This window comes from Parageobacillus sp. VR-IP, assembly GCF_013357975.1.
In the GTDB taxonomy this organism is placed as follows: Bacteria; Bacillota; Bacilli; order Bacillales; family Anoxybacillaceae; genus Saccharococcus; species Saccharococcus caldoxylosilyticus.
This window is the reverse complement of sequence record NZ_JABVYQ010000001.1, coordinates 916,438-943,390: the sequence shown is the minus strand read 5'-3', so window position 1 is coordinate 943,390 and position 26,953 is coordinate 916,438. Positions and strand designations below refer to the sequence as shown.

Here is a 26,953-nt window from a genome sequence, read left to right as displayed (position 1 = left end):
CGCTTCTTCTCCTTCTTTCTCAATACTTGGTAGCTAATTGCGGCGGGCCGGATTTCGGTCCATATGATCCTTCATCCAGCCATTTTCCTAAGCTCGGTATGATCGAAGAAAGAGAGGCAGCCAGTTCCCGTTTCATACTCATCACCGGGGAGCGTCCTTGAATATGCTCTAACGCAAGGCTCGCACAGTCCCGATTGTATTGGGCCGCTGTTTTTCTCTCTTGTGCCGCTTCGGCAATGATCTGCTTTGCTTTCCCTGGAAGGCGGCATGAATCGCCTTGACCTCCACGATGGCATCTGCCACACCGGAATTCATTCCACGCGCTCCAAACGTGGCAAAAAGGTGGGCAGCCTCTCCCGCTAAAACAACGCGGCAATATTCATCTGTAAACGAGCGGGCCACAGCTTGATGGAACTGATACATCGACACCCATGTAATGCGATCAGCGTACTTTTTATCCATGACTTTTGAAATCCACTGCCTCACCCCTTCGATGCTCCCGTACTGCTGGGCGTCATCTTCGGCAAACAATTGCAAATCAACCCGCCATCCGCCGGCAAACGGCACAAACAATACATTTCTTCCTTCCATAGCCGGATGTTGATAATGAAACACCCTTTCTAACGGAAGCGGGGCGGACGGGTCTTCCTCGATATCAACAGCGATAAAACGGTCGCGGGAACGGGGACCCTCTAGCTCGATGCCTAGTGACTGCCGAACGACAGACCTGGCTCCATCGGCACCAATCACGTAATCGGCCTGCCATACTTCCCCGGACTCCGTTGTTACAATCACCCCATTTTCATTCGTCTCCACCTGCCGGACAGGCGAATTCCAAATAAACTCCACCCCTGCTTCTATGCACGCCTCATACAAAAATTTTTCCGCTTCCACTTGAGGCAAGCTCGTAAACGGCGGCAACTCATTACGATTCGGGGCCGGATAGCGCTTTATATATACTTCCTTGCCGCCGAACAGCGTCCGCTTGACAGGCCAGACAACCCCGTGCTTCGCAAAAGTAAAGACAAGCCCTGGATAAATGTCCTCCCAATGTTTCAGCGTCGCTTTATGGAAATAAATCGCGCGGCTCCCTGGACGAATGCGCTCCTTTGGCTCCGCTTCGATGATCGTCGCCGGAATCTCAAAACGGCGCAACGCTAATGCGGCAGTCAGTCCGATCGGGCCCGCCCCGATCACGAGGACGGGCCGTTGATTCGTTTTTCCTTCATGCGAATATCTCCTTTCGACAACTTTAATGGCTTACATCCGTTTCTTTAGCTTTTATTGCAGCAGTTAGTCCGCCTTCTAAAGCAGGTTTTACGGCGATGACAAGCAATAAGCTCGCTGCCATTAAAATGCCATCAAGCAACAACGCACTTCCCCAACTCCCTGAATGATCGCGCATGGCCCCCGAAATCACCGGCGCTAATAACGCTCCAATTTCGGAAAACAAATTCAGCATCCCAAACGCCGCTCCTTTATGCTTCGGCGGGGCAAAATCGGCTGTAATGGCATGGTTGACCGGCTGAAGCGCGAAAAAGAACACCCCGGAAGTAAACAAAATAAGAGACATGATTGCCGGATTGTTGCCCCCTGACATGACATAAAAAGCAAAGATGAAAATGAAGATTGTCAACAGCCCCGTCAACACCGCCAATACATTTCGTTTCCCATTGGCCGTGTTAGCAAATCGGTCGGCTAATCTTCCCCCAAGCGGAAAACCGATCAGACCCGCAACGGCATTAAATGAAGCGATGAGCGCCGCCGAAACGAGCGTGCCGCCCCCGAAGTCTTGAACAATGGCAACAGACCAGAAGCCGTAAAACCACAAATGCCATAAAACTGGAATAAACGAAAGATATAAAAGCAACAAGTTACGGCTTTTTAAGATCGGTCCGACTTCCTCACTCTTTGTTTTATAAATATAAATGATATACAAAACGGCCAATACTGTTAAAACCAAGCCGATCGCTGTCGGCGATAATTGCATGGCATTGGTAGCATAATACAAGGCCATGATGATGACCAAGAACAAAATGGAAGTTTGCATCAATTTGCCTACCGGTGGGCCATACGACTCCGATTGGGCCGTAAAACCGGCTGGTCTCATCCATTTGTACATCATCGTGCCAACGAGCAAAGTAATGATCCCCATGAACAAAAACGGTGCTTTCCATGCATGCGTCCCCATCGATGGCTGAAACAGTTGAATAACATATGGAGTAGCAATCGTCGCAATCGTTAACCCAAGCGTAAGGCCGGTCAGCACAACGCCCATTCCCAGCCCGACTTTTTCTGGCGGCGTCACTTGGGTAATCAAGGAACGATCGTTGGAATAAAAGACGCCTTCCCCTAATCCGGTAAGCACACGCAAGGCGATAAATACTGTCAATCCGCCGACCAAACCGGTCAATAACGTCGTCACGCCGGCCCACAAAATGCTAATGATGACAATCACTCGATAACTAAATTTGTCGCCAAAATACCCGCCGGGAAATTGCGTTAGCATGTAGCCGGCAAAGAACAGGCTGCCAAGCAATCCCCCAAGCGCGTGCGGGTTGGGCGATTCGGCCAAAAATTCGACCTTGTTTTCAATCATCCATGTGACGACAGGCCCTGTTAACGTCCTGTCAATATAAGAAACGACCCAGCCTAAAAAGAGCATCAACCATATTGTGTGATATCTCTTCCAGCCTTTCTCCATGAACCATTTCTCTCCTTCCCCTTCTCATTTACCGCAATACAGCCGCGTTAGGCGCTAAGGAAACTCGAACGGAATAGCTCCCGATCCCCTCGATTTCCATGCTGACAACATCCCCGTCATGAATCGGCCCGACGCCATCCGGCGTTCCTGTCGTAATGACATCACCCGGCTCAAGAGTCATAATATGGGAATAAATTTCCACGAGCTCAGCGACAGAACAGACCATTTCCTTTGTATTCACCCGTTGGCGGACTTCGCCATTTACTGTTAGCACCATGTTTATATTGTTTGGATCCGCAATCTCCTCTTTTGTCACGATCCATGGCCCCATCGGTGTAAACGTATCAAATGACTTGCGCAAACACCGTTCCTCGTGGTGCGTTTCATCCGGACGCAACGTCACATCCATAAGCCCGGTATAGCCGAATATATAATCATAAGCGTTTTCCGCCTTGACATTTTTCGCTGTTTTTCCAATGACAAAGGCCAACTCTAATTCATGATCAAAACGGCGGTTTGGATCAGGCAAAACAATTGTGTCGTTCGGCCCAATGATCGAAGATGGCGCCTTTAAGAAAAAACCTAGCCCCCTTGCCGTATGTTCCACTTTCATTTCTTTTTGGTGGGACACATAGTTAACAGGAGCGGCCACAATTTTCCCCGGCTTCTTCACCGGCTGGCGCAGCCGGACATCCGCTAAGGCATAAGCGGGATATTCATGCAGCCTCTTTTCAATTTCCGAGCGATATGCGTCAAATTCAGCAATAAGCTGAACCATCGGACAAAAGCCGATTCCTTGATGAAAGCGGCCAAATAAATGGCTCCCAATCTCATAAATGACATCGTCTACAATCACTCCGAGCTGAAAGTCGTTAAATAATGCCAGTTTCATCGGCTGTTCTCTCCCTTTCTCTTTATTTCACTTCTAACTGTACGTACTGTTTCCGCAAAACTCCCTTGCTCACTTTTCCTGACGCAGTAGTCGGCAATTCGTCCAATATTTTTAAATATTCAGGTAATTTGTATTTAGCCATCCCTGTTTCAAGCAAGTATTGTTGCATTTCTTCCAATGAAAACGTTGTTCCTTCTTTCAATGAGACAATCGCACAGCCGCGTTCCCCAAGCCGTTCATCTGGAATCCCAATAACAGCGGCCTGACGGATATGCGGATGCATAAGAAGCGCTTCCTCAATTTCCGCTGCGTGCACTTTCAATCCGCCGCGATTAATAATATCCTTTTTCCGGCTAACGTAGTGAATGTAACCATCGTCATCTTTCCACCCTAAATCTCCGGTGAGGAAAAACCCATCTTCCGTCATTGATTGCCGGGTGGCTGTTTCATTTTTATAATATCCTTTGAATAGCGACTGACCGCGGAAACCGATTTCTCCTACTTTTCCGTTTGGCAGCAGCTGATGGTTCTCATCAAAAATGCAAATTTCCCCCGTCGGGCACGCCCGGCCAACCGTATCTGAAGCAAGATGGGCTGCGTCATTCGGTCGCGTGAACGATCCCGCCCCAATTTCCGTCATTCCCCATTGGGCGGCAACGTCACAGCAGAAACGCTGCCGGAATGATTTCACCATCCAGGACGGAATTTTTGTTCCCCCGGTTAAGACAAGGCGCAGTTTTGACGGATATTCTTTTGTGTCATCCGTTCCTTTTAACATATCAATCAAATGGGCCGGCGCAGCTACGCAAAACGTCACTCTATGCTGGCTGAAAGCATCTAAAACACGTTCAACCGAAAATTGCGATAGCATCACTTGAGCAGCACCGCTATAAAGGCCCATTAAAATCATCGGCAAGGAAAACATATGGCTCATAGGCGTCAAGCAAAGCATGACATCGTCAGCCGTTAATCCGTATTCCTGCCCATTATGCAAATGGGCAGGAATAAATGTCCGATACGTATGGATCACCGCTTTAGGGTCGGACTCCGTTCCGGACGTAAACATAATCAACATCGGATCGTCCGGAGAAGGGAATGGCTTCTTCCCCTCTCTATCTACCGAATACAAGCCGCTATCGTTTAACAACGTTTGAAAACTATATTGACGCGGTCCTTTACTTTCCCCAACGACGATTATATAATCTAAAGTCGGGACAACCTGCTGGAGGGACTCCATCATCTCTGCATGGTTAAATCCTCTCCAGCGGTCGATGGTAACGACGGCTTTCACATTGGCAAACGAAAATATAAACAATAACTCTTTTTGCCGGTACATTAAGTTCACAGGCACCATTACGATTCCGAGACGGGCTAAAGCTAAATGGGTCACAACAAATTCCCAGCTGTTTGGCAATTGCACCGCCACTGCATCGCCTTTCCGAAGACCTAAACCGCTCAACCGCTCGGCGAGCCACAAAGATAGCTCGTTCACTTTCTCAAAAGACAGCATTTTCTCACCGTCAATAATCGCTGTTTTCTTTCCATAGCGGGCGACAGCATGATGAAGTACCTCTTGCGCCGTACTAGGCATTTTGTTATTCAACCGCATAACCCCCTCCTTCTTAACTAGTGCCTGCCAATAAGGAACGTTTACAAAAGAAAATCGCTGAAAGCCCCTTCTTTTAAGCATGGGGATGAAGGCGAAAAAACTTTCTATTTCGCTTTTGTAATGATAAAAGATACATGTAGTGTCTGGAACCGGGCGCACAGGACGATAAGCACCGTATCGGTGTTGGTCCATGAAAATCTTGGAGAACGTGATGAGTGCATTTAGCAAAATCATGCAGCATCCAAGAACCCAGCGACTCGAGTCGTGGGGGATTTAGAAGGCCGGCTGAAATACATCAATAATGGACTGATGACCGCCATTTTTTTTGTAAGCTTCTTCCCTTTCAAGATCAAGCAGCTCCATGATCGGCAAATCATTAATTGAGAACAGGTAGGCGTCGGCTTCCCCAGTGTTGACATGCTCATGCCAGCTCCAAGGCGGCAAAATAAAGAAATCGCCTTTCGACCATTCAAATTTGACCCCATCAATAACGGTGTATCCCTCTCCGTCAAGGATGTGGTACACTGCGCTATGGACATGGCGGTGCGCCTTTGTGTGCATACCAGGTGGTAATTTTTGCATCGTTGTTCCGATTCGCAAATCCGCCGATCCCCCTGTCAACGGGTTAATATAATCGACCGCATATCCGTCATACGGATCTGGATCGAGCTTGGACAAATTCTCCAACACTTGTTTGGTTGTTTTCCACTTATAAGCGATCAATGGAGAAGGATATCCTCTTCGCTTCCGGTCAGTGACCGGACGAAATGCGCCCGCTGAATATTTGAAAGTTGAACCGTTGTGAGGGCCGGTAACAGGGAATACATCTTCGGAATACGGCTCAAAGAACGAGCCAGCAAAGTTTCTCACCAATCCGACATCGAGGCCATCCATCCAAATGACTGGTTCAGTTCCTTCATGGCCGTGATCATGCCAAGTCCACGCTGGAGTCAAAATCAAATCTCCCCGCTCCATATACGTTCTTTCGCCATCGACTGACGTATAGGCTCCCTCGCCTTCAATAATAAACCGAATGGCCGATTGGCTATGGCGATGCGCAGGCGCTACTTCACCCGGCAACAACAGCTGCACCCCTACATAAAGCGTATTGGTCGAGTAGCCGATCAAGTCATGCTTCAACAGGGACGGATTTTGCAAATAAACAACCCGGCGCTCGCTTTCCCTTCCTAAACGAAGCAGTTCTCCGGCTTCCAGCAAATGTTTGCGGATCGTCTCCCATTTCCATAAATACGGAACAACTTCGTGGTCAGGCTCCGGCGTCACCATTTTTCCGAGCTTTTCCCATAATGGGCCTAAATACACTTTCTCTAAATCTTCGTTCAGCCTTTCAAGCGCTTTCATTTTTGTGTCCGCCAATGTTCTCTTCCCCCTCTAATTCATATAGTGAATTAATAATTCACTTTTACAACTTAAATATATAACAAACCTTATTATTTGTCAAAATTTTTTAAATATAACGAATTATATATCCCTTCCTTCATCAAACGTATACATTTGTTATCGCTTTATGCTACAATACTTTTAAAAAACGGAGACTAGAAAGTAACAGAGGGGCACAACAATGAGAAATGTAAATGTGGAAACGATTCGTTCAGTAGAAAGAGCGGTTCATATTTTAAACTGTTTTAGTTTCGAACGCCCAAGCCTCTCCATCGAGGAAATCGTCGCCAAAACGAAGCTGGCGAAAGCAACTGTCTACCGCCTGCTATGGACTTTAGAGACACAAGGGCTTATTCATTATGACCAAAAAGAGAATTTGTACCGCCTCGGCTATAAAATGCTCGAATATGGGGGAATTGTCCTCGAAAACTTAGACATGCGGCGCGAGGCGGAGCCGTTTTTGCACGAATTGCAAGCACAAACAGGATATACCGTTTTATTTGCCGTGCGCCAACAAGACAGTTTGCAATATTTAATTCGCCTCGATAGCGACGACAGTTTCCAGCCGCGCTCGTATATCGGCCGCCGGCGTGTATTGCATTACGGGGCGCTCGGGACGACGATCATGGCTTATTTGCCTGAAGAAGAAGTGAAAGCCATTATTGAGAAACATCCGCTAGAAGCCCACACCCCAAATACGATCGTTGACGAGCGCGAGTTTATGGAACGTTTGTACACGATTCGGAACGATGGATTTTTTGTCGATAAAGATGAGACATTTATCGGCTTTACGGCTGTCGCCGCCCCTGTTTTTGACCGAAACGGCATTATCGGCGCCATCGGACTCGCCGGCGCAACATTTAAGATGATGGAATCGCTGTCCGAACTCGTCCATCAAACGGTCAGCACCGCCCAACATATATCGAAACGGCTCGGACATATCGCGCACTATCCGTCATAAAATGACACGTGACCGAACCGTTGAGATGGAAATCTCCTACGCCTTCCTCGTTTTAGTACAGCAAATTTTACCCTTGAGACACCGGCCGTGCCGATTGTAGAAATAAAATAAGGCGGTTTTCCCTGCTAAACAGGAAAGACCGCCGCTATGCCCGTTTTCGACTCGTATGGAAGATTATAGTCTCTCCCAAATCGCAGCGATTCCTTGGCCGCCGCCTATGCATAAGGAGGAAACGCCGTATTTCTTGCCTCTTCTCGCCAGCTCATACACAAGTGTCAACGTAACCCGCGTTCCCGAGGCGGCCAATGGATGGCCAATAGCGACGGCGCCGCCGTTTACATTTCCTTTTTCATCGTCAAACCCTAACTCCTTCTGGCACGCTAAATATTGAGCCGAGAACGCCTCGTTAATTTCGATTAAATCTAAGTCATCCATAGACAGATTGGCTTTTTCCAACGCTTGGCGAATGGCCGGAACAGGGCCGATTCCCATGTACTGTGGTTCAACCCCGGCGATCCCCCAGGAAACAAGCCGGGCGAGCGGTTTCAACCCTCGTTTCGCCGCATACTCTCCTGAAGCGACGACCACCGCCGCCGCCCCGTCGTTCATCCCGCTTGCATTGCCGGCCGTCACGACACCGTTTTCAATGAATCGCGGTTTTAGGGCTCCTAACTGTTCCATGCTCGTTTGGCGCGGATGTTCATCCGTATCAATCACTTTTTCTCCTTTTTTCTCCTGAATGGTCACTGGGACAATTTCTTGTTGAAAATACCTCCGCTCAATCGCCGCCAAAGCCCGCTGATGGCTTCGGAGTGCATGGCGGTCGGCTTCCTCGCGGGTAATATGGTATTTTTTCGCCAAATTTTCCGCCGTCATCGCCATGCTGCAACCGCCGACGGTGTCGTACAGCCCATCCCACAGCCAGTCTTCCACGGTCGGGCTGCCTAACGCCGTTCCCCAGCGCATGCCGCGGATGACGTGCGGCACTTGGCTCATGTTTTCTGTCCCCCCTGCCAGCACAACTTCCGCTTCTCCGCTTAAAATGAATCTCGCGGCCATTAAAATGGCCTCTAATCCCGTCCCACATAAGCGGTTGACTGTCACAGCCGGCACATCGATCGGCACCCCCGCCTTCAAGCCAACATGACGGGCCAGCAAATGGGCGTCCCGGCTAGACTGTTGCACATTTCCAAACACCACATGATCAATTTCTTCCGGCTCCACTTTTGCCTTCTTCATCGCCTCCCGTGCTGCAATCACCCCCAAATCGGTCGCCGAAATATCCCGGAACGAACCGCAAAATTTAGCAAACGCCGTACGTGCTCCTTCAAGCAACACAATGTCTGTACGCATCTTCTTACCCCTCCCAATGTTCAAAAATCTTTTAACATATCTTTTAATTTTCCTTTTTGGATTTTCCCGCTTGCCGTCATGGGGAATTGTGTAACAAAAACAACCTTATTCGGAAGTTTGTAGTCGGCTAGCAACGGGCGCAAAAACTCAAGAATTTCTGTTTCAGTTACGTGAACTCCTCCCTTAGGCTGGATAACTGCACAAACAGATTCGCCTAAGACTGGGGCAGGCAAACCAATAACGGCAGATGTGAGAACGCTTGGGTGCTGCTGTAAAACGTTTTCGATTTCTTTTGGATATATATTGTATCCGCCGCGAATAATTAGCTCTTTCTTTCGTCCCACGAATTGAATATAACCGTGTTCATCCATGACCCCGAGATCCCCGGTATAATACCAGCCGTCTTGGTCAAGGACTTCGGCTGTCTGTTTAGGCATGTTATAATACCCTTTCATAACGCCAAACCCCCGGCAGGCAATTTCCCCAATTTGCCCTGGAGGAAGCACCTCTCTTTGGTCGTTGACAATTTTCACTTCGTTTCCTTCCAATGCTTTGCCGACCGTCTCAAAAATTCGGTCCTCTGTCGCTTCAAACGGCGTAATCGTGACAGATCCGGTTTCCGTTGTGCCAAACGATATACATAACACCATTCCCATTTTTTCGCGTATGGCTTTCACTGTATCTAACGGACAGACGTCAGCCCCTGTTATGCCCGCACGCAAGGAAGATAAATCAAATGATTCAAAATTCAGAATATTTAATTCCATCTTAAACATAGCCGGAACGGCGTGATGGATCGTCACCTTTTCTCTTTCGATCAATTGTAACGCTTCTTTTGGACTGTATCTTTCTTGCAGTACCATTTTCGCTCGGCTGTATACAGCCGACATTAAGTTGCACGCCATGCCAAATATATGGAAAATTGGTGTGCAAATGAGAAAAACATCGTTCGCATTACACTTTAAACTGTCCGCAATGGCAATACCGGATTGGACTACGCTGCGATGGGTGATCATTGCCCCTTTTGGAGAGCCGGTCGTGCCTGAAGTATATAAAATGCAAAATAAGTCACGATACGAATCGAGCGTAACAGCTGGCAACGGTTGTCCTGGTGAACGGGCGATGAGTTGCTCAAAGGAATCAATCCCCGCTTTTGTAAAACGAACTGTAATCACTTTGCCCACTCTCGCTTGAATTAGATCCAAATCGGTATTTTTCGCTAGCTCCTCGCATATAAAAACGACTTTCATCCCGGAATTTTTCATAATATGTTCTACTTCATGCTGTCGGTATTTTGGATTAAAAGGAACGACAATGGCTCCGATTGTGGCGATGGCAAAAAATAATTGGACCGTTTCAAGCCAATTCGGCAAACAAACCCCGACCCGATCCCCTTGTTTGATGCCAAGTGAAACTAACGCAGACGCTAAGCGTTGAACTTCTTTATGCAAATCGCCATATGTGATTCTGCGTCGAAGGTCATAAACCGCCTCTTTGTGCGGATTTTCCATTGCTGCTTTTTCTAACAGCTGAGGAACGGACAACACGCTAATAGCCTCCATATTTCCCATCCCTCCATCTCAAAACAAGTTAAAGAATCTGATAAAGTGTAACTTCTACTTTTGTCGGTTTTCTGACTCCTTCCCCAATAAACATCATTTTGTTAAGAAAGTCTATTGGTCTCCCTATTTCAATGTGAGCCGTAAATAAGTGTTCAAATTTTATGGTTGCTTCCCCTTGCAATTGAATTGGATACCCTACGGTGACGAAAAACAGCAAATATTTATGAAACAGTAATTCTCTCACTAGTTGATCCAACTTGTTCTTTATGATAAACAGCATATTTTTCTTGTACTAATAACATAGCCAAGCCGCCTAGTACAGCTGCGCTCGCAATCGCCGCAAAATTATACTGGGGTAATAAATTAAAGGATAATAAAATCCCTACAAATGTCGGAGCAACAATTCCGCCAATTCGTCCAAACGCCATCGTACTTCCTAAAGCAGTGGAGCGCATTATTTCCGGATAGTATTGGGAAACAAACGCATTCGCAATATTTTGAACGCCGACCGAGGCAGCACCAATAATCGCAATTAGAGCAAAAGCGACTAGCATACTGTTCATAAAGCCGATGAGCGACAAGGCGATCGCTCCGCAGAAGAATAAAGGAACAAGGACTTTCTTAAATCCCCATTTATTGACTAACGGACCGAAAACAACCGTACCGATGATCGCTCCCATTTGCATCACGGCGGTAAACGCAAGGCTAGAGCTCAAATCATAACCCGCTTTCATCATCAGGCGGGGAAGCCATGTATTCATCGAGTAAATCAATACAAATGCACTGAAACAAGAAATCCAAAACATGACTGTGCTAAAAGCTCTTTTCTCTTCGAATAATTTAACAATAGGCAAAGAGTCTTGAACTTTGCTTTCGGGCTTCACTAGTTCAACTGCGCCATCACTGCCGATATTAGGATCAAGCAACCAAAGAACTTTTCTTGCTTCTTCTTCCCTTCCCTTTTCTAAAAGAAACCCTATTGATTCTGGAACACCTTTCATTAGAAATGGGAGAAACAGCAGCGGAACACCCCCGATCCAGTAGACGGCTTCCCACCCAACCGTCGGCAAAAGCGCCCGGCTCGTCAATGCTGCAGCAATGGCTCCGACAGAATAACCGCAAAAAATAGAGGCGATGATCGCTGTACGAATTCGCTTTGGAAAAATTTCTGTCGCCAACGCGATGACATTGGGCATAACGCCGCCGAGGCCAATCCCAGCGATTATACGAGAGATGGTGAATAAAATCGGGGTTGGGGCAAAACCAGAGAGCAATGTGAAAAAACCAAATAAGAATGTCGTTAATAAAATAATTTTCTTACGCCCCATTTTATCAGCTAACATTCCAAACAATACCGCGCCAATGGCAGTTCCGATTACCGTATAGCTGCCAATGGCGCCTGCGGTAACGTCTGAAATTCCCCATTCTTGAATAAGCAAAGGAACAGAAGCGCCATAAATGACAACATCATACCCATCGAATGTGATAACAAGGAACAGCCAAAAAATGAGCCAAATATGAAAAGCATGGACTCGGCTATTGTCGATCACATCGATGGGATTAATTTGTTTCATACTAACTCCCTCCTCATATATTCACTTTTTGTCCTCGTCATACGCCACCTTTGGGTTGCTAGTTGTTAAGGACAAATCCACCTCCCAAAGGTAGTTAATCTATGTCCAAGTTGATAGGGCAGCGGACCTTCCTAACCATCTCTGATACCAACTGCATACCCTGATGTTTATTTTCCGCTAAACACCGGCTTTCTCTTTTCTGCAAAGGCACGCATTCCTTCTTTCCGGTCTTCTGTCGCAAAGGCGTTTCCGAAGCAGGCGCTTTCCACCGTGAGTCCGGACTGCAAGTCAATGTTGGCTCCTGCGTTGACCGCTTCTTTGAGCATGCGCATCGCAATTGCAGGTTTTTGCGCTAATTTTCCGGCCCATTCTTTCGCTGTCGGCAATAGCTGATCAGATGGGACAACTTTATTCACTAAATGAATGTCGAGCGCCCGTTGTGCATCGATCATCTCCCCGAAATACAGCAGCTCTTTTGCCACCCCTTGGCCGACGATGCGCTGCAGGCGCTGCGTCCCCCCGCCGCCTGGGATAATGCCGAGGTTGACTTCTGGAAAAGCAAACTTGGCTTTATCGGAACAAATGCGCAGATCGCACACGAGCGCCAATTCACATCCCCCACCAAGCGCAAGCCCATTAATGGCGGCGATGATCGGTTTGCAAGCGTTTTCAATTTTTGAAAAAGCAGCCCGTGAAACTTTGTTCATTTCCATCATTCCCACTAAATCCAAGTTCAGCATTTCATGAATATCGGCCCCGGCTACAAACGCTTTTTCCCCTTTTCCGGTAATTACAATGGCACCGACATTGCGGTTTGCTTCCAACTCATCGATGAGAGCGTATAGCTCATGAAACACTTTTGTATTCAATGGGTTTAATGGAGGGCGGTTAATGTATACGACCGCCACTTGATTTTCCACTTCACATTGTAAAAATTCGTAGTTCATCATAACTCCCTCCAAAAGTTTGCTAGTGTTATTCAAAACGAATGATAGACGTCACTGGCTGTGCACGTTCCGATTGTGATGTTTATTGGACATCGTCATAGTCATAAAAGCCGGCTCCCGTTTTTCTTCCTAACCTTCCTGCCCGAACAAGCTGTCTCAGCAGCAAGGGGGCGGCAAACCGGTCGTCCTTAAATTCTTGATAAAAATAATCCATGACGTGAAGGCCGATATCGACTCCGGCAAAATCTTGCAGCGTAAACGGCCCCATCGGATAGTTCAAACCGAGTGTCACTGCTTTATCAATGTCTTCCATCGAGGCAACTCCTTCTTCAACTAGGCGGATCGCTTCGATAAATTGTGGGATCATAATGCGGTTGACAATGAACCCTGGGGAGTCTTTCTTGACCTCAACCGGCTCTTTTTTCAGCTTTCGAGCTAATTCTTTCGCTTGTCCGACTGTTTCATCACTCGTTTTATATCCTCGAACAACTTCAACGAGTTTCATCAGTTGCGGGGGATTGAAAAAATGCATACCAACAACTTGGTTAGGACGATTGGTTGCGGAAGCTATCTCGGTGATGGACATCGATGAAGTATTCGTTGCTAGAATGGCGTGTTCAGGAGCAATTTGATCCAATTTTGAAAACACTTCTTTTTTCACGTCCATGTTTTCAATGACCGCTTCAATGACGACATCGGCATGTTTCATTTCACGCAAATCCGTAGATCCTCTCACCTTTTCCATCGCTTCGTGTTTTTGCTTGGGGGTTATTTTTCCTTTCGCGATACTCTTGTCCATAAATGATTCCATTCGCGATCGCGCCTTTTGTAGCACATGGTCTTCGACATCTACTAAAATGACATTAAACCCTGATAAAGCGGCTAAATTGGCGATGCCACTTCCCATTGTTCCAGCCCCAACAACTCCAATGGTCGAAATCATCGTGCAAATCCTCCTCTTTTTTGAATTTTCTTTTTATATTTGCTAATTATTATAAAAAAGGTGAATATAAAAAAATACCTGCATGATGCAGGAAAACAAGCTTATCTTTTCATCATTTTTGCGGAGTCAAGACCATATAAATCGTATAATTTTAACGCCATCATCAGGTTAAATCGTTGCTCCGACTCGCTTAAAGGAAAGCCAAGCATTTCTTCGATTTTTTCCATCCGATATTGAAGGGTGCTGCGGTGGATATACAGCTTTTCTGCAGCCTCTGTCAAATTGCCGTTGCAATGGAGGAAGACGCGGATCGTTTGCAGCAAATCAACGTGTCTTTCCGATGAATATCGAATCACCGGGCCAAGATATTTCTCCACAAACAGTTTTGCTGCCGAGATTTCTTTTAAATGGTGCAATACCGTATACGCCCCCAGCTCATCAAAAAATGCCAAACTCGTTCCTTGAAAATTATGGACAATGACTTGCAATGCTTGTACCGCCTGTCGGTAGCAAAAATAATAATCGCTGATCGATTTGGTAATTCCCCCGATGCCAAAAAACGCGCGGCAGGACACTCCTTCCGCCTCAATCCATCCATTGATCCGCCGATGCCACTCGTTCCAATATTTCGCTGGCTGTTTTTTTTCTTTGCTTGCCGGAACGATCAAAATATATTTATCTTCTATGGCGCCGTATAAAACAGCCGAATCCTCCATGGCAATCCGCGCTTTTAATTGGTCCCATAATGCGGATCTCTCCGCGTTCAGCTTTAACAAATCGGCATGTTGCTGCTCGAGGGCGGGAAATTGCAGATGCAATACAGCGATTCGATGCTCGTCAAAAATATTCCATTGAAATACATTGGCATACTGGATAATGCTCTCTTCATCCTGAATTTCTGCTGTCAACAATTTATGTAAAAAGCTATCTTTAAGCTGTTCCTTTGTATCAAAAACGAGCTTCTGTTTAATAAACTGGATAGAGAAAATATTGAGGGCTAATTCGACACTCAAGCGAAAAAAATCATCTATTTCTTGCGGATATGATTCAATGGCTAAATAGCCGACCACATCTCCCCCACTGTTAATTGGCCAAACAGCAACCGAAACATCTAGGGGGCAATCAAGTTGAAAATATCCGCCCATACTGCTCTGCCGCGTTACTTGACTTGACGCTTGTTTCACAATTTCCCGAAATTGTTGCTCGTTCAAGCGCCCCAATTCATACGCGATCGGCCGCATAAACCGGTCAAATAAAATGACGTCCTTGGCAAACATTTTACTCAATTTTTTTGTGATGCCGTGAAAATCCTCATGCCGAATCGTTTCCTTCATCAACGTTTGTTGATATTGAAGCAGAAAGCGTAAGCGATGGGTATGGTCCCGCTCCTGCTGGTATAGCCGGACATTTTCCAGCATCACGGCAACATAGTTCGCAAGCATGTCCAAAATCTCCAGGTCTTCTTTGGTGAATCTTCCTTCGTTTTTCCTCTCGACATGCAATACGCCGATCGTTTTGAAATTGACGACTAGCGGAACAGTTAATTGATCTCCGCCCGGTTTCTCTAAGAAAGGAAAATAGTCGCTTACCCGGTAGTTATTTTTCATTATAATTTGATCCGGGCTGTTCACTCTTCCGTATGAAGGGGGATGAAAAACAAAACTATTCTCCTCTTCCCGGTATAAATACATACAGGCACCGGCCGCATTTGTCCCTTTTCCTGCCCGTTCGACAATTTTTTCAACAAACTGCTCAATCGGCATATCTAAAGAAAAATGTTGTGCAATCCACTCGATGCCGACCATCTTTCTCTGCTGTATTTCTTTTTTCCTGGCCACCGTAATCGCAAGGGCGACATCTTCGCCAAAATCGTCAAAAAGCTGCTTTGCCTCAGCGAGCAAAGATACATGGCGTTGAAAACCAATCATGCAAATGCCATATTCGCTTTCCTCATCTTTAATTGGGACACTAAACCATGTCGTGATATCATTCCTTCTTAATAAATCAATTAATGGGCACGTGTCGTTGCCTTCCATCTCCTGAAACGTTACACTTCCTTCAAACAATCGGGGCGAGCAGCTGGCAATCTCAATAGGAGGATATGTCGTTCCGTATAGAAAGTCGCCTTGATACAATGTAGGGACTACATCATTTCCTTCTTTTAATACAATGGCAATTAAATCGCATTCGAGCTCCGCCCGAAACGAATTGACCAAGTATTGCAACGCTTCTCCTTCCGTATCAAACTTCACTAATTTTCTCGCCGTCGTCCGCAAATGGTTTTCAATTTTTTTCATTAGTTTTTGCCGCTTGCTTGGCTCCATGCCCCGTTTCTCCTTTATTTGTAATCAAATCTCATCGTCGACATGCATTGAGGTTGTTATTAAGCGATGGCACTTAATAACAACCTCTCGTTAATCCTCCCCATGAAGGAGGAGATCTGATCCGTCAGCTCGTATGCGCCTTCGTTTCGATCGTCTTTGCCAGCTCAATGAAGAAGTCAAGCGCCTCCGGATTCGCCATCGATCCTGGATTGACCGCTTTTTCGAGCGGGAAGCCGAGAAGCAGTTTGCGGATTGGGATTTCCATTTTCTTTCCGTTTAATGTTTTTGGAATTTGCTTCACTTCGTAAATTTCATCCGGGACAAAGCGCGGCGACACGTTTTGCCGGATGGCTTGCTTGATTTTCTCTTTCAACGCCTCATCGAGCACCGCTCCCGGCTTCAATACGACAAAAAGCGGCATAAACGAGGTTCTGCCCATCATTTCCAAATCGATGATCAGGCTTTCGAGCACTTCGTCGATCACTTCCACGGCGCGGTAAATCTCGCTTGTGCCCATGCGAACGCCAGCGCGGTTAATGGTGGAATCAGAGCGTCCGTAAATGACGCAGCCGCCTTCCTCATCGATTTTAATCCAGTCGCCATGCTTCCAAACCCCTGGATACGTATCGAAATAGCTGCTGATATAGCGCTCATGATTGCTGTCGTTCCAGAAAAACAGCGGCATCGATGGCATCGGTTCGGTAATCACGAGCTCCCCGACTTCATTAATTAATGGCTTGCCATTTTCATCAAATGCCTGCACATTTACTCCTAACGCGCGGCAGGAAATGATGCCGGCGCGAACCGGCAAAACCGGCGAGCCGCCGACAAAAGCGGTGCATACATCCGTCCCCCCGCTGCACGAGGCTAAATTAATATCTTCCTTGACGTTTTCGTATACCCAGGCAAATCCTTCAACAGTGAGTGGAGACCCGGTAGAAAGAACCGTTTGCAAATGGGACAAATCGTACGATTCTTTCGGCTTCAGTCCAAGTTTCATGCATATGTTGATAAACGCTGCGCTCGTTCCAAAATGGGTAATCTTCGCTTTTTCGGCTAGATCCCATAATACGTTTCCGTCCGGATAAGTTGGGCTGCCGTCATAAAGCACCACTGTTGTCCCGGCCAGCAAGCCGCCAATGAGAAAATTCCACATCATCCATCCCGTTGTCGTAAACCAGAAAAACGTGCTCTCCTTTGTCATATTTTCCGCAATCATGAACATCTTTAAATGCTCCAGCAAAATGCCGCCATGCCCTTGGACAATTGGTTTTGGCAGTCCGGTTGTGCCTGAAGAGTATAAAATCCAGAGCGGATGGTCAAACGGCACATATTCGTAGAAAAGCTCTCCTTTTTCCTGAATAATATCCTCCCATAATAACACGGAATCATCCGGTGCTTGCACCTGTTCGCGCCAATACGGAAGCAAAATCGTCTTTTTCAGCGATGGCAGTTTTTCGCGTAATTCATGGACAATCGGCATCTTATCAAATTCTTTGCCGTTATATTGGCAGCCGTCGATCGCAAACAGCACGGTCGGCTCGATTTGCCGGAAGCGGTCAATGACGCTGCCCGCGCCAAAATCCGGCGAACAGCACGACCAAATTGCGCCAATGCTGGCGCACGCCAAAAAGGCGATTACCGTTTCTGGAATGTTCGGCATATACCCAACAACACGGTCTCCCGGCTTGACGCCGATTTTTTTGAGAGCGTTTGCCACAGCCGCCGTTTTTTCCTTTAATTCCTGCCAAGATACTTCCCGATAAGGGATGCGCTCCGAACGGAAAATAAGCGCCGGGCGGTCATCGCGTACATGTCGGAATACATGCTCCGCATAATTTAACGTTGCCCCCGGGAACCATTTTGCGCCAGGCATTTTGTGTTCTTCTAGCACACATTGATATGGAGTCGCTGATTTGACGCCGCAATATTCCCACACTGTTTCCCAAAAGTCTTCTAGCTGCTCGACTGACCATGTCCATAATTGCCGATATGTTTCAAAAGAAAGCCCCTTTTTTTCTTTGAGCCAGTCCATATAACGTTGAATGTTGGATTTCCTTATTTGCTCTTTTGTTGGTTTCCAAAGCACTGTTCCTTCCGTAATCGCTTTCATGATGATCTGCGTTTCAAAACGCAGACGTCACCACCTTTCCTTAGACTTTTGGTGTTTATGATACAGAATTATTAGACTATTTATATAATACCATCTCTTCTTACTATTGAGAATATAATTTGTGAATGATAAGAAACTGATCTACATAGGGAAATTCGTCATAAAACGGCGAAACAAAATGATTGACAAAAATTCAAAGCAGGAATAAGATAAAACAAAAGTTGGTCTAGGCAAAAAAAATAATACAAAGGAAACTTATTAACAGGAGGGAAATTATTGTGGTACGAGCAAAAATTTCTCGCTTATCCGACTCTGAACCGGGAGAACGTTTCCGCATTGCGAAACTGGATATAAATGATGACATCATGAAGCGAAGATTGCTAGATTTAGGATTTGTGCCCGGCTGTGAAGTCGCAGTGCTGCAAAAAAGCCCGCTGGGAGACCCGACCGCATATCGTGTATGCAATACGACGATTGCGTTGCGGAAAGAAGAAAGTGACCATATTTATGGGGAGAGAATATATGATGGCAATAAATGAATATACCATTGCGCTTGCCGGAAATCCAAACACCGGAAAAAGCACATTGTTTAATGTTCTGACTGGATTGCGCCAGCATACCGGAAATTGGCCAGGAAAAACGGTCGTTCATGCGGAAGGATTTTTTACGTACAATAACAACCGCTACAGAATGATTGATTTGCCCGGAACTTATTCGCTTTATTCAAATTCAGCGGATGAAGAAGTGGCACGGGATTTTATTATTTTTGAAAAGCCCGATATTACGATAGTAGTACTCGATGCTACCGCTTTGGAACGGAATTTAAATCTCGCCTTGCAAGTGTTGGAGATGACAAGCAACGTCATCGTCTGTGTGAACTTAATGGACGAAGCCAAAAAGAAAGGGATCCGCATCGATACCAAGAAACTAGCGGCAACATTAGGAGTGCCGGTCATCCCGATTTCCGCGCGCAATAAAGAAGGAATCGACACGTTATTAAAGACAATCGATTCCATGGTGCGCAGAAAAATCAAAACAAACCCGATTACCGTCCGGTACAGTCCAGAAATTGAACAATGTATTGAAAAGCTCATTCCGCGCGTGAAAGAAGTCATTGGAGATGCGTACCCTGCCCGCTGGGTCGCGCTTCGATTGCTTGACGGAGATATGTCTTTGCTTCGCGCTTTCCAGCAGCAACCACTTCCATCTGTAAAGGAGGTGTCTATATATGCATGCCACGGTCCCGCAAAATCGATTTGAAGAGCTGATGAACGAAGCGCGAGCGCTAACGCCTGCGGATACGCGCGAACAAATCGTAGCGGCGATTTTTCGCACCTCCCAAGCAATCTGCAATGAAACGGTTACCTATACAAATCAAGCAAAACAATATGAAACGGAGAAGTTAGACCGCATTTTTACTTCAAAATTATGGGGATTTCCGATCATGCTCGTGATGCTGGCCATCGTCATCTATATCACCGTTGCCGGTGCGAATATTCCGTCGAGTATGTTAGCAAGCTTTTTCGGTTGGGTGGAAGGCTATTTAACGCTGTTCTTTCAAGCGATCCATGCGCCTGACTGGCTATATGGACTGCTTGTGTTAGGCTTATACCGGGGCACAGCCTGGGTGGTGAGTGTCATGCTGCCGCCGATGGCGATCTTCTTTCCAATTTTCGCGCTGCTTGAAAATTACGGCTATCTGCCGCGTGTCGCTTTCAATATGGACCGCTTGTTTAAAAAGGCAGGCGCACATGGAAAACAATCGCTCACGATGGCAATGGGATTCGGCTGCAACGCCGCTGCCGTTATGTCGACTCGCATCATCGAATCGCCGCGCGAGCGAATGCTGGCGATTTTAACGAACAATTTCGTCCCTTGCAACGGACGCTGGCCGACATTGATCCTACTATCTTCTCTATTTATGGCGGCAAGCTACACAGGCGGATGGAAAACATTCGTCACCGCTAGTGTTGTCGTCGCAATGGTGCTGTTTGGCATCGTCGTTACGCTGACGGTTTCATGGGTGTTGTCAAAAACGGCATTGCGCGGCATCCCGACCCATTACACATTAGAACTGCCGCCGTACCGGCGCCCGAAAATATGGGATACCATTCTTCGTGCTACATTGGACAAATCCATTTATGTGCTAAAACGAGCCATTGTAGTTGCCGCTCCGGCTGGGGTCATCACATGGGTGCTCGGAAATATTCATATCGGCGACACGACGATTCTCGCTTATTTGGCAAACTGGCTCGATCCTTTTGCCAAAGCGCTTGGACTTGATGGCTATATTTTAATGGCGTTTATTTTAGGGCTGCCTGCGAATGAAATCGTCCTGCCGATTTTATTAATGGGCTATTTATCCACCGGTTCCTTGACGGAAGTCGATGGCCTCCGCTCGCTCAAACAAATTTTCGTCGACAACGGCTGGACGTGGCTGACCGCGCTCAATATGATGCTGTTTTCCTTGCTTCATTATCCGTGCGGCACCACGCTCGTTAATATTTATAAAGAGACCAAAAGCAAAAAATGGACGTTTGTTGCGTTTGCCCTTCCGACAAGCGTCGCTATTGCTGTCACATTTTTCACAGCGCAACTTGCCAAATGGTTTGGCATTGTATGAAAAATCCCCGTTTCCTTGTTTTTAGGGAACGGGGGTTTTAGCGTGTTGCTGTCATTCCAGTTGATTTGCCCATCGTTCTGTCAAAAATGCCGGTAAAAACGGCCGGGTTATCTTCCCGCCATTTCCCTCGTGGGGCAACATATTCCGCAAAGCCAAAAAATCATTGTATATAAAATCTATAACTATTTCTTTCTATTTTCGCTTCATAAAGGGCTTGATCGGCACGCCGGAGTAATTCTTTCGGGGTAGTGCCGTCAGCCGGATAAACCGCAATCCCAATGCTTATGGTAACTTTAATTTCGTGCTCTTTAATTTTATAAGGTTCCTGAATGTTTTTATATAACCTCCTGACTAGCTTTTCAATATCCGCCCGTTTTTTTATATCTTTGAACAGCACTAAAAACTCATCTCCGCCAATGCGACAAGGAACGGCATTCGTGCCAATATTCTCCTTTAATCTTTTGGCGAAGCGTTTTAGAAGCTGGTCGCCAATATCGTGGCCGAGCGTATCATTCACATCCTTAAAATGATCCATATCTAAATACATAACGGCCAGTCCTTTTTTTGTCTGCTTCGCTTCTTCTATGGATTGGCTAACAATATCTAGAAATAATCTTCTATTTGGCAAACCTGTCAAAGGATCATGAAACGCTAAAAATTCCAGTTGCCTTTCATAATTAATTCTTTCCGTGACATCGCGAAAAATCCCTTGAATCGCCGGTTCTCCCCCATACTCAATGGAAGACAGCAAAACTTCTGAATAAATCATTTTCCCATCAAGTCTGAGAAGCTCTTCTATATAAAAGGGGACTGAACGCCTAACGCTTTCTGCCAACGTTGCCTCATTTTCTTCGGCGCTTGTGCTTGATTATACAAAAATTTCCATATAAAATTTCCAACAATATCTTTTTTCTGTTTTTATCTTTCTTTTGCTGGCCAAGGGCTCGATTAGCTTAATGCTTTCGTTAATGCATAAGCCAAATCCCTAAACCGATTGTCACTGTCCCTGCTAATATCCAACCTATTCTTTCTCTTTCGTTTTGCATAGCTCTCAACGATGCATGAAGAAATAGATAAGAAGAAACAACAGCAATGACAATGGAAAGGATTACTACCCTGAGATCATGGCATCCTGTAACTTCCATAATTTCCTCCTTATGATCATTTGATAAAGGACACCATAATCATATTAGAATTTATACAAGTAAACAATTTATACATTTTCACATAAGTTCCATCATCATAGACGCTTATGCATTATCTTCCACCTACGCCCTATTTAGAATTCGGAGGCTTCTTAAGAAATGGTTGCATCCATTTATCTCCTTATTACTTCTTTCAAATGCGCCACGTCTCCTTCGGCAACCACTTCAAACATTCCGCGGTCCGCCCGTACGATTGTGATGCTCGCTCCATGCATATATGGACCATCCCAAAGCTCTCGCAGCGAAGCATTTTTGAAACGAGCAAGAAGCGTTTTTAACACGACGCCGTGCGTTACAACCAAAATGTTTCCTTCCTGATGGCGCTTAACGATCTTCTCGATAGCGGCAAACGCCCGATTTTGGACATCCGTGAACCGCTCGCCGCGCCGCGGTGTGTATAAATGCGGATGATTCCAAAAGTGATCAAACGCAATAGGATCCAATTCTTTAATTTCCTCATGGGTCTTTCCTTCCCAATCGCCAAGATGAATCTCCCGAAGCTGTTCCGCTGTATAAATCGGAATCAGCCGCTCTCCTCGAATCAACTGGGCGGTTTCGAGCGCGCGTCCGCTCGTGCTGGTGTAAATCGCGTTCAAATCGACCGCTTCTAGCCGTTTTCCAAGCCGCATCGCGTCTTGCCGCCCCTTTTCCGTGAGCGGCGAGTCTTGCCACCCTTGCATCCGCTTTTCAACGTTCCACTCGGTTTCTCCGTGTCTTGTTAAATATAACGTTACCATTCTCATTCCCCCGTTCCTGTTGTTTCCTATTGTTCCACCGCCGGCTTCAGTTTTTGTTTTTTCATTATCAAATACTCACTCATACTAGTTCTCCTTCTCCTAAATACATCGTTCCCATTCGATTTCTTCCACTCCTTGTTCGTTTTGCGCAAGCGGTACGCTTTCGCATTGGTTCGAGAGCTAGAGCAGCTACATTGTTTGGCTTTCTTTTTTCTTGTCTCAAAATATACCAATCTAACAGCGGATTTTCCGGCTTCATGGAAAATCCGCCACCTCCAAGCACGATGATTTTCCTCATATCAGCTCAGCCATTTTACGAGCTTGATCATCCAAATCCCTTCTGGCATCCTTATTTGTTCGATTTCGCGGAAACCGTGGCGTTCATATAGGCGAAGCGCCGGCATATTCGTACTTCCTGTCATCACGATGATTTCGTTCGCATCTTGTTCTTTATCGCATACAAATTCGATCAAGGCGCTTGCGATCCCTTGCCGAAAAAAGTCGGGATCCACCATCAAGCGGCAAATGTGCACGGTCTCTTTTGTCCGCTCATAGGAAATCGCTCCTGCCAGTTGTCCCTGCTTCATATATCCAAAAAACCGTTCCCCGCACCGCTGTAACGTTGCGGCTGTATCTTGCAATGGCGGAAGGTCCGCAAATCCCATCAGCCGCGCCTCGACAGCGTAAGAGCGCAATTGAAGGCTCAGCACTGCTTCCGCCCATTCTCTGGCCGCTATGTCTATCTCCTGAATCATGCGTTTCTTTCCTTTCTGTTTCATGATGCGCTATCCATTTTTACTTCTCGATGATCGTTTCGTTTTCCTTTTTTCTTCACAAAAAAAGAAGACGATCTCGGCGGGAAGCATAAACCGTCTTCTTTATCGTCTATTCGTAATTTCGTCCATCGCTTCTTGCAGAAATTGGTACCCTTTTTGTTCCCGCCCATCTTTCCGAATCGTCCATTCTTGTTTTTCCAGCGCCAGCTCACCGCGTTCATTTTTGACAAATGGCATATGAAGAACAATCATTTCATCATCTTTATTGATTGTATAGCCGATGTAATACTTGTTCCCTTCGCCTTCTTCTTCGAAAATTCCGACTTGGTCCAAGTGATAAACATCCATCAACGGCTGCAGCGTGTCAATAAACTCATTGATAATCACGCTTCTTGGCGCAAATTCCATTTTTCTCCCTCCTCTTCATGGACGCAATACGTGTAATTGTCCGTTAATGGCAAACGAAATGGTACCGGTTTCTTCGGAGACGACGATCACCAGCGCATCACTTCGCTCCGTTAATCCAATCGCTGCGCGATGGCGGGTGCCTAATTTTTTCTTCGTCGTCACACGCTCCGCAAGCGGTAAAATATTGCCTGCGGAGACAATTTCGTCGTAACGGATGAGCGTCCCTCCGTCATGAAGCGGATTGCCTGGATAAAAAATCGCTTCTAGCAGCATATGGGACACTTTCGCGCCGACCGGAATGCCGTGATGCAATAAACCATCGAGCGGGTCGTTCCGCTCAATGACAATAAGCGCGCCATGACGGCGTTCCGCTAAATGCTTCGCGGCAAGAGATAAGTCAGTATAATGCGGTGTATATGCAGATAGATATGATTTCAAATAAAACGAAGCCGCCGTCGTTTGCACATCTAAAATGCGTTTTTGCAACACTTCTAACCGCGACAATATGCAACAGTCTTCCGTTGCTAACGCGTGGTGGATCGCCTCGACCTCTGCCGTGATCTCATATAAAGAGCGAAGAATTTGCTCCTTCATTGGTTGGTCAAGCGGTAATGACTCCTGAAACATGAAATTCCCCCATCACTATTGGTTACTTATTAGTGTGTGGCATTTCCGGGAAAAAACAAATGGAAATAAAAAGAAATCCCTTCTAATAGTAGGCATTAGAAGGGATCATCACGTTCACACACCGATCGGTTGTATTCTTCGAGCCATTGTTGCAGTTTTTCTGCCTCCAATGACTTGCTAAAGTAAAACCCTTGCGCAAAATCGCAGTGCATTTGCTCTAACAACGCTACTTGCGGATAAGTTTCCACTCCTTCCGCCAACACCTGAATGTCTAGGCTTTTGGCCAAATGGATAATCGTATCGACAATCGTCGTGTCTTTCGAGTTTTCTGCGATTCCTTGAATAAAACTGCGGTCAATTTTTAGTAATGACACTGGCAGGTTGCGAATATATGCTAGTGAAGAAAAGCCGGTGCCAAAATCATCGATAGCGACTTGAACCCCTATCTTTTCTAATTCTGTTAAAATATTCTTTCCTGTTTCAATATTTTCCATTAAACCGCTCTCGGTTACTTCCAAAATTAAATGTTCCGGGGCAAAATTTGTCACATGTAAAATATGTTTCACATGATGAATCAATTCCGGCCGATTTAACAAAAACGGTGATAAGTTGACCGCCAGCTTCAATCCTGGACATTTCATCTGCCATTCTTTTACTTGCCGGCAGGCATGCTCTAGCACCCATAACGTAATTTCAAAAATAAACCCGCTCGCTTCCGCCAGCGGAATAAACTCCAGCGGCGGAATCTCACCAAGAGACGGATGGCGCCAGCGCAGCAGTGTTTCCACTCCCATTGCCGCGCCGCTGCCAAGCTTAATCTTCGGCTGGTAACATAAATAAAATTGCTCGTACATAATCGCAAACGGCAAATCTTGCTCAATCACCGCCTTCCGATTTTCGGTCGGGCGATAAAATGCATAACCATTTCTTCCCTGCTCTTTGACGTTGTACAGCGCCTGGTCCGCATATTTCATCACTTGTTCGATGCGATCGCTGTCTTTTGGGAAAAACGCGATTCCCATCGACAGCGTCGACTGAATGAGCTGTTTTTCGTAGTAAAATGGCTGATGAAACGCGGTCACCAGTTTATCAGCGAATTTGGCCATTTCCTCTTTTGTCACATTAGGAAGCAACAAGACAAATTCGTCCCCGCCAATGCGGGCAAAAAAGTCTTCGGCTCTGAGCACGCTTTGCACGCGCTTTACCGCTTCTTGCAAAAAGTAATCGCCCGCCTGGTGGGAAAAATGATCATTGATCCATTTAAACTTGTCAAAATCCAAATAGCACAAGGCAAATGCGGTTTGGCTTTCGACCAGCTGTTTTATGTACCGTTCAAAATGGCTGCGGTTCGCAATTCCCGTCAATGAATCAAAATAAGCGAGCTGGCGCAGTTTTTCTTCGTATCGCTTCCGTTCGCCGATATTTTTGATCGTTACAATGACATAATCAAGCTCATTTTGTTCATTGACAATCGCTTTCCCATGAGCTTCCATCCATATCCAATTTCCTCTCCGGTCGCGCTTGCGAAACTCGGCGATTTGCGCCTTATATGTATGATACAGCTCATCGAACTTTTGCCTAATGATCGGCAAATCATCAGGATGGATAAACGGAAAAATATCTTCATATGAACAAGGATAACTTGCCATTTCTTCTTTCTTCCATAAAGAAGGTATGTATATGAGCTCACGCTGATTAGAAAAAATGAGAATATAATCGGTAGAATGCTCCACAACTAGTTGCAGGCGTTGCTGCGTTTCTTCCAACATCTGTTTGAGTTTCTTTTCTTTCGTCACATCGCGGCATACACATAAAAACGCATCGACTTCCCCCTGTTCGTTGACAATGGGCGAAAATGAAGCGCGAACTAGGATTATATCGTCAGCAGAGGTTCTGATCGTCCATTCAATATGATCAATTGATTCGCCGTTTTTGACTGCTTGCAGCAACGGTATTTCCGCCATCAATGCCAGTGCTTGATCATCATATTCATTGGCGCTAAACAGCGCCTGAAACACAGGGTTCCTATATAGCATATCCCCTTCAGTGCTAAAAATGGCCACTGCTTCGGCAAAATGGTGGAAATAAGCAGCATACTTACTGGTCATACAACAATTACCTCGCCATAATCATTTTTCAGCAAAGCTGCCTTCTATACTTTCATTTTCACGAAAATATCGATAAAAATCAACAA

At 46.1% G+C, this 26,953-nt stretch carries 22 protein-coding genes and 2 pseudogenes; 4 read left to right on the top strand and 20 right to left on the bottom strand.

The window, feature by feature from the left end:
- Positions 1-19: 19 nt before the first annotated feature.
- The 5 genes and pseudogenes from HT574_RS04810 to HT574_RS04790 form a co-directional block, all read right to left on the bottom strand.
- Positions 20-1,257 (bottom strand): annotated as a pseudogene (locus HT574_RS04810) (FAD-dependent monooxygenase).
- Positions 1,253-2,704 carry an MFS transporter gene (locus HT574_RS04805; RefSeq protein WP_175243651.1) on the bottom strand — a complete coding sequence of 484 codons (1,452 nt, stop codon included), beginning with the start codon at positions 2,702-2,704 and terminating at the stop codon, positions 1,253-1,255. The pseudogene HT574_RS04810 and the gene HT574_RS04805 overlap by 5 nt, the downstream one beginning before the upstream one ends.
- A 28-nt stretch (positions 2,705-2,732) precedes the next feature.
- Positions 2,733-3,596 (bottom strand): fumarylacetoacetate hydrolase family protein, encoded by an 864-nt coding sequence (locus HT574_RS04800; RefSeq protein ID WP_017437573.1) that lies wholly within the window; start codon positions 3,594-3,596, stop codon positions 2,733-2,735.
- A 22-nt stretch (positions 3,597-3,618) separates the two neighbouring features.
- Entirely contained in the window at positions 3,619-5,205 is a 1,587-nt protein-coding gene (locus HT574_RS04795) for a class I adenylate-forming enzyme family protein (RefSeq protein ID WP_254698561.1), read from the bottom strand.
- Between the two features lie 273 nt (positions 5,206-5,478).
- A complete protein-coding gene (locus HT574_RS04790; protein ID WP_175243797.1) occupies positions 5,479-6,567 on the bottom strand; it encodes a cupin domain-containing protein in 1,089 nt (362 codons plus the stop codon).
- A gap of 220 nt (positions 6,568-6,787) precedes the next feature.
- On the opposite strand from HT574_RS04790, the gene HT574_RS04785 reads away from it, so the two are divergent.
- A complete protein-coding gene (locus tag HT574_RS04785) occupies positions 6,788-7,567 on the top strand; it encodes an IclR family transcriptional regulator (protein WP_175243650.1) in 780 nt (259 codons plus the stop codon).
- Positions 7,568-7,741: 174 nt separating this feature from the next.
- Here the strand turns inward: HT574_RS04785 and HT574_RS04780 are convergent, their stop codons facing one another.
- From HT574_RS04780 to HT574_RS04750, 7 genes are all read right to left on the bottom strand, one after another.
- Complete coding sequence (locus tag HT574_RS04780; protein WP_175243649.1) at positions 7,742-8,920, bottom strand: acetyl-CoA C-acetyltransferase; 1,179 nt, start codon at positions 8,918-8,920, stop codon at positions 7,742-7,744.
- A gap of 20 nt (positions 8,921-8,940) precedes the next feature.
- Positions 8,941-10,482, bottom strand: a complete 1,542-nt coding sequence (locus HT574_RS04775; RefSeq protein ID WP_175243648.1) for a class I adenylate-forming enzyme family protein — start codon at positions 10,480-10,482, stop codon at positions 8,941-8,943.
- Between the two features lie 221 nt (positions 10,483-10,703).
- Positions 10,704-12,056: an MFS transporter gene (locus HT574_RS04770; protein ID WP_175243647.1), complete on the bottom strand. Its 1,353-nt coding sequence runs from the start codon at positions 12,054-12,056 to the stop codon at positions 10,704-10,706.
- A 167-nt stretch (positions 12,057-12,223) separates the two neighbouring features.
- Positions 12,224-13,003, bottom strand: a complete 780-nt coding sequence (locus HT574_RS04765; RefSeq protein ID WP_175243796.1) for an enoyl-CoA hydratase/isomerase family protein — start codon at positions 13,001-13,003, stop codon at positions 12,224-12,226.
- A gap of 82 nt (positions 13,004-13,085) precedes the next feature.
- Positions 13,086-13,946 (bottom strand): 3-hydroxyacyl-CoA dehydrogenase family protein, encoded by an 861-nt coding sequence (locus HT574_RS04760; protein ID WP_175243646.1) that lies wholly within the window; start codon positions 13,944-13,946, stop codon positions 13,086-13,088.
- Positions 13,947-14,047: 101 nt separating this feature from the next.
- Positions 14,048-16,270: a helix-turn-helix domain-containing protein gene (locus HT574_RS04755; protein WP_175243645.1), complete on the bottom strand. Its 2,223-nt coding sequence runs from the start codon at positions 16,268-16,270 to the stop codon at positions 14,048-14,050.
- A 124-nt stretch (positions 16,271-16,394) separates the two neighbouring features.
- The gene (locus HT574_RS04750) at positions 16,395-18,383 is read right to left on the bottom strand and encodes an acetoacetate--CoA ligase (protein ID WP_175243644.1); all 1,989 of its coding nucleotides are present in this window, start codon (positions 18,381-18,383) and stop codon (positions 16,395-16,397) included.
- A gap of 278 nt (positions 18,384-18,661) precedes the next feature.
- Here HT574_RS04750 and HT574_RS04745 point away from each other — a divergent pair, with 278 nt between their 5' ends.
- Genes HT574_RS04745 through HT574_RS04735 form a run of 3 tightly spaced genes read left to right on the top strand, consistent with a single transcriptional unit; the run spans position 18,662 to position 21,006 of the window.
- Complete coding sequence (locus tag HT574_RS04745; protein ID WP_175243643.1) at positions 18,662-18,922, top strand: FeoA family protein; 261 nt, start codon at positions 18,662-18,664, stop codon at positions 18,920-18,922.
- Positions 18,909-19,643 carry a FeoB small GTPase domain-containing protein gene (locus HT574_RS04740; protein WP_175243795.1) on the top strand — a complete coding sequence of 245 codons (735 nt, stop codon included), beginning with the start codon at positions 18,909-18,911 and terminating at the stop codon, positions 19,641-19,643. The genes HT574_RS04745 and HT574_RS04740 overlap by 14 nt, the downstream gene beginning before the upstream one ends.
- Positions 19,612-21,006, top strand: coding sequence for a ferrous iron transporter B (locus tag HT574_RS04735; RefSeq protein WP_175243642.1), 1,395 nt, complete (start codon positions 19,612-19,614; stop codon positions 21,004-21,006). The genes HT574_RS04740 and HT574_RS04735 overlap by 32 nt, the downstream gene beginning before the upstream one ends.
- Before the next feature lie 160 nt (positions 21,007-21,166).
- Here HT574_RS04735 and HT574_RS04730 read toward each other — a convergent pair whose 3' ends face one another.
- The 8 genes and pseudogenes from HT574_RS04730 to HT574_RS04695 all read right to left on the bottom strand — a co-directional run bounded on the left by HT574_RS04730 (position 21,167) and on the right by HT574_RS04695 (position 26,867).
- The gene (locus HT574_RS04730; RefSeq protein ID WP_254698560.1) at positions 21,167-21,841 is read right to left on the bottom strand and encodes a sensor domain-containing diguanylate cyclase; all 675 of its coding nucleotides are present in this window, start codon (positions 21,839-21,841) and stop codon (positions 21,167-21,169) included.
- 130 nt (positions 21,842-21,971) lie between these two features.
- Positions 21,972-22,151, bottom strand: coding sequence for a hypothetical protein (locus HT574_RS04725; protein ID WP_175243641.1), 180 nt, complete (start codon positions 22,149-22,151; stop codon positions 21,972-21,974).
- A 173-nt stretch (positions 22,152-22,324) separates the two neighbouring features.
- Positions 22,325-22,948, bottom strand: a complete 624-nt coding sequence (locus HT574_RS04720) for a histidine phosphatase family protein (protein WP_175243640.1) — start codon at positions 22,946-22,948, stop codon at positions 22,325-22,327.
- 202 nt (positions 22,949-23,150) lie between these two features.
- Positions 23,151-23,246, bottom strand: a pseudogene (locus HT574_RS04715) (peptidase E); the annotation flags it as partial.
- 1 nt (position 23,247) lies between these two features.
- Positions 23,248-23,727 carry a GNAT family N-acetyltransferase gene (locus HT574_RS04710; protein WP_254698559.1) on the bottom strand — a complete coding sequence of 160 codons (480 nt, stop codon included), beginning with the start codon at positions 23,725-23,727 and terminating at the stop codon, positions 23,248-23,250.
- A 99-nt stretch (positions 23,728-23,826) separates the two neighbouring features.
- Positions 23,827-24,132 carry a DUF5634 family protein gene (locus HT574_RS04705; protein WP_017437605.1) on the bottom strand — a complete coding sequence of 102 codons (306 nt, stop codon included), beginning with the start codon at positions 24,130-24,132 and terminating at the stop codon, positions 23,827-23,829.
- A gap of 15 nt (positions 24,133-24,147) precedes the next feature.
- Positions 24,148-24,759 carry a sporulation-specific diadenylate cyclase CdaS gene (gene cdaS / locus HT574_RS04700; protein WP_175243639.1) on the bottom strand — a complete coding sequence of 204 codons (612 nt, stop codon included), beginning with the start codon at positions 24,757-24,759 and terminating at the stop codon, positions 24,148-24,150.
- A 95-nt stretch (positions 24,760-24,854) separates the two neighbouring features.
- Entirely contained in the window at positions 24,855-26,867 is a 2,013-nt protein-coding gene (locus HT574_RS04695; protein ID WP_175243638.1) for a putative bifunctional diguanylate cyclase/phosphodiesterase, read from the bottom strand.
- Positions 26,868-26,953: the final 86 nt, after the last annotated feature.

Excerpts from the sequence above, each read along its gene's own strand:
- HT574_RS04805 (WP_175243651.1), bottom strand. The coding sequence starts at position 2,704 with ATGGAGAAAGGCTGGAAGAGATATCACACAATATGGTTGATGCTCTTT.
- HT574_RS04800 (WP_017437573.1), bottom strand. The coding sequence starts at position 3,596 with ATGAAACTGGCATTATTTAACGACTTTCAGCTCGGAGTGATTGTAGAC.
- HT574_RS04795 (WP_254698561.1), bottom strand. The coding sequence starts at position 5,205 with ATGCGGTTGAATAACAAAATGCCTAGTACGGCGCAAGAGGTACTTCAT.
- HT574_RS04790 (WP_175243797.1), bottom strand. The coding sequence starts at position 6,567 with ATGAAAGCGCTTGAAAGGCTGAACGAAGATTTAGAGAAAGTGTATTTA.
- HT574_RS04785 (WP_175243650.1), top strand. The coding sequence starts at position 6,788 with ATGAGAAATGTAAATGTGGAAACGATTCGTTCAGTAGAAAGAGCGGTT.
- HT574_RS04780 (WP_175243649.1), bottom strand. The coding sequence starts at position 8,920 with ATGCGTACAGACATTGTGTTGCTTGAAGGAGCACGTACGGCGTTTGCT.
- HT574_RS04775 (WP_175243648.1), bottom strand. The coding sequence starts at position 10,482 with ATGGAGGCTATTAGCGTGTTGTCCGTTCCTCAGCTGTTAGAAAAAGCA.
- HT574_RS04770 (WP_175243647.1), bottom strand. The coding sequence starts at position 12,056 with ATGAAACAAATTAATCCCATCGATGTGATCGACAATAGCCGAGTCCAT.
- HT574_RS04765 (WP_175243796.1), bottom strand. The coding sequence starts at position 13,003 with ATGAACTACGAATTTTTACAATGTGAAGTGGAAAATCAAGTGGCGGTC.
- HT574_RS04760 (WP_175243646.1), bottom strand. The coding sequence starts at position 13,946 with ATGATTTCGACCATTGGAGTTGTTGGGGCTGGAACAATGGGAAGTGGC.
- HT574_RS04755 (WP_175243645.1), bottom strand. The coding sequence starts at position 16,270 with ATGGAGCCAAGCAAGCGGCAAAAACTAATGAAAAAAATTGAAAACCAT.
- HT574_RS04750 (WP_175243644.1), bottom strand. The coding sequence starts at position 18,383 with ATGAAAGCGATTACGGAAGGAACAGTGCTTTGGAAACCAACAAAAGAG.
- HT574_RS04740 (WP_175243795.1), top strand. The coding sequence starts at position 18,909 with ATGGCAATAAATGAATATACCATTGCGCTTGCCGGAAATCCAAACACC.
- HT574_RS04735 (WP_175243642.1), top strand. The coding sequence starts at position 19,612 with ATGCATGCCACGGTCCCGCAAAATCGATTTGAAGAGCTGATGAACGAA.
- HT574_RS04725 (WP_175243641.1), bottom strand. The coding sequence starts at position 22,151 with ATGGAAGTTACAGGATGCCATGATCTCAGGGTAGTAATCCTTTCCATT.
- HT574_RS04720 (WP_175243640.1), bottom strand. The coding sequence starts at position 22,948 with ATGGTAACGTTATATTTAACAAGACACGGAGAAACCGAGTGGAACGTT.
- HT574_RS04710 (WP_254698559.1), bottom strand. The coding sequence starts at position 23,727 with ATGAAACAGAAAGGAAAGAAACGCATGATTCAGGAGATAGACATAGCG.
- HT574_RS04705 (WP_017437605.1), bottom strand. The coding sequence starts at position 24,132 with ATGGAATTTGCGCCAAGAAGCGTGATTATCAATGAGTTTATTGACACG.
- cdaS (WP_175243639.1), bottom strand. The coding sequence starts at position 24,759 with ATGTTTCAGGAGTCATTACCGCTTGACCAACCAATGAAGGAGCAAATT.
- HT574_RS04695 (WP_175243638.1), bottom strand. The coding sequence starts at position 26,867 with ATGACCAGTAAGTATGCTGCTTATTTCCACCATTTTGCCGAAGCAGTG.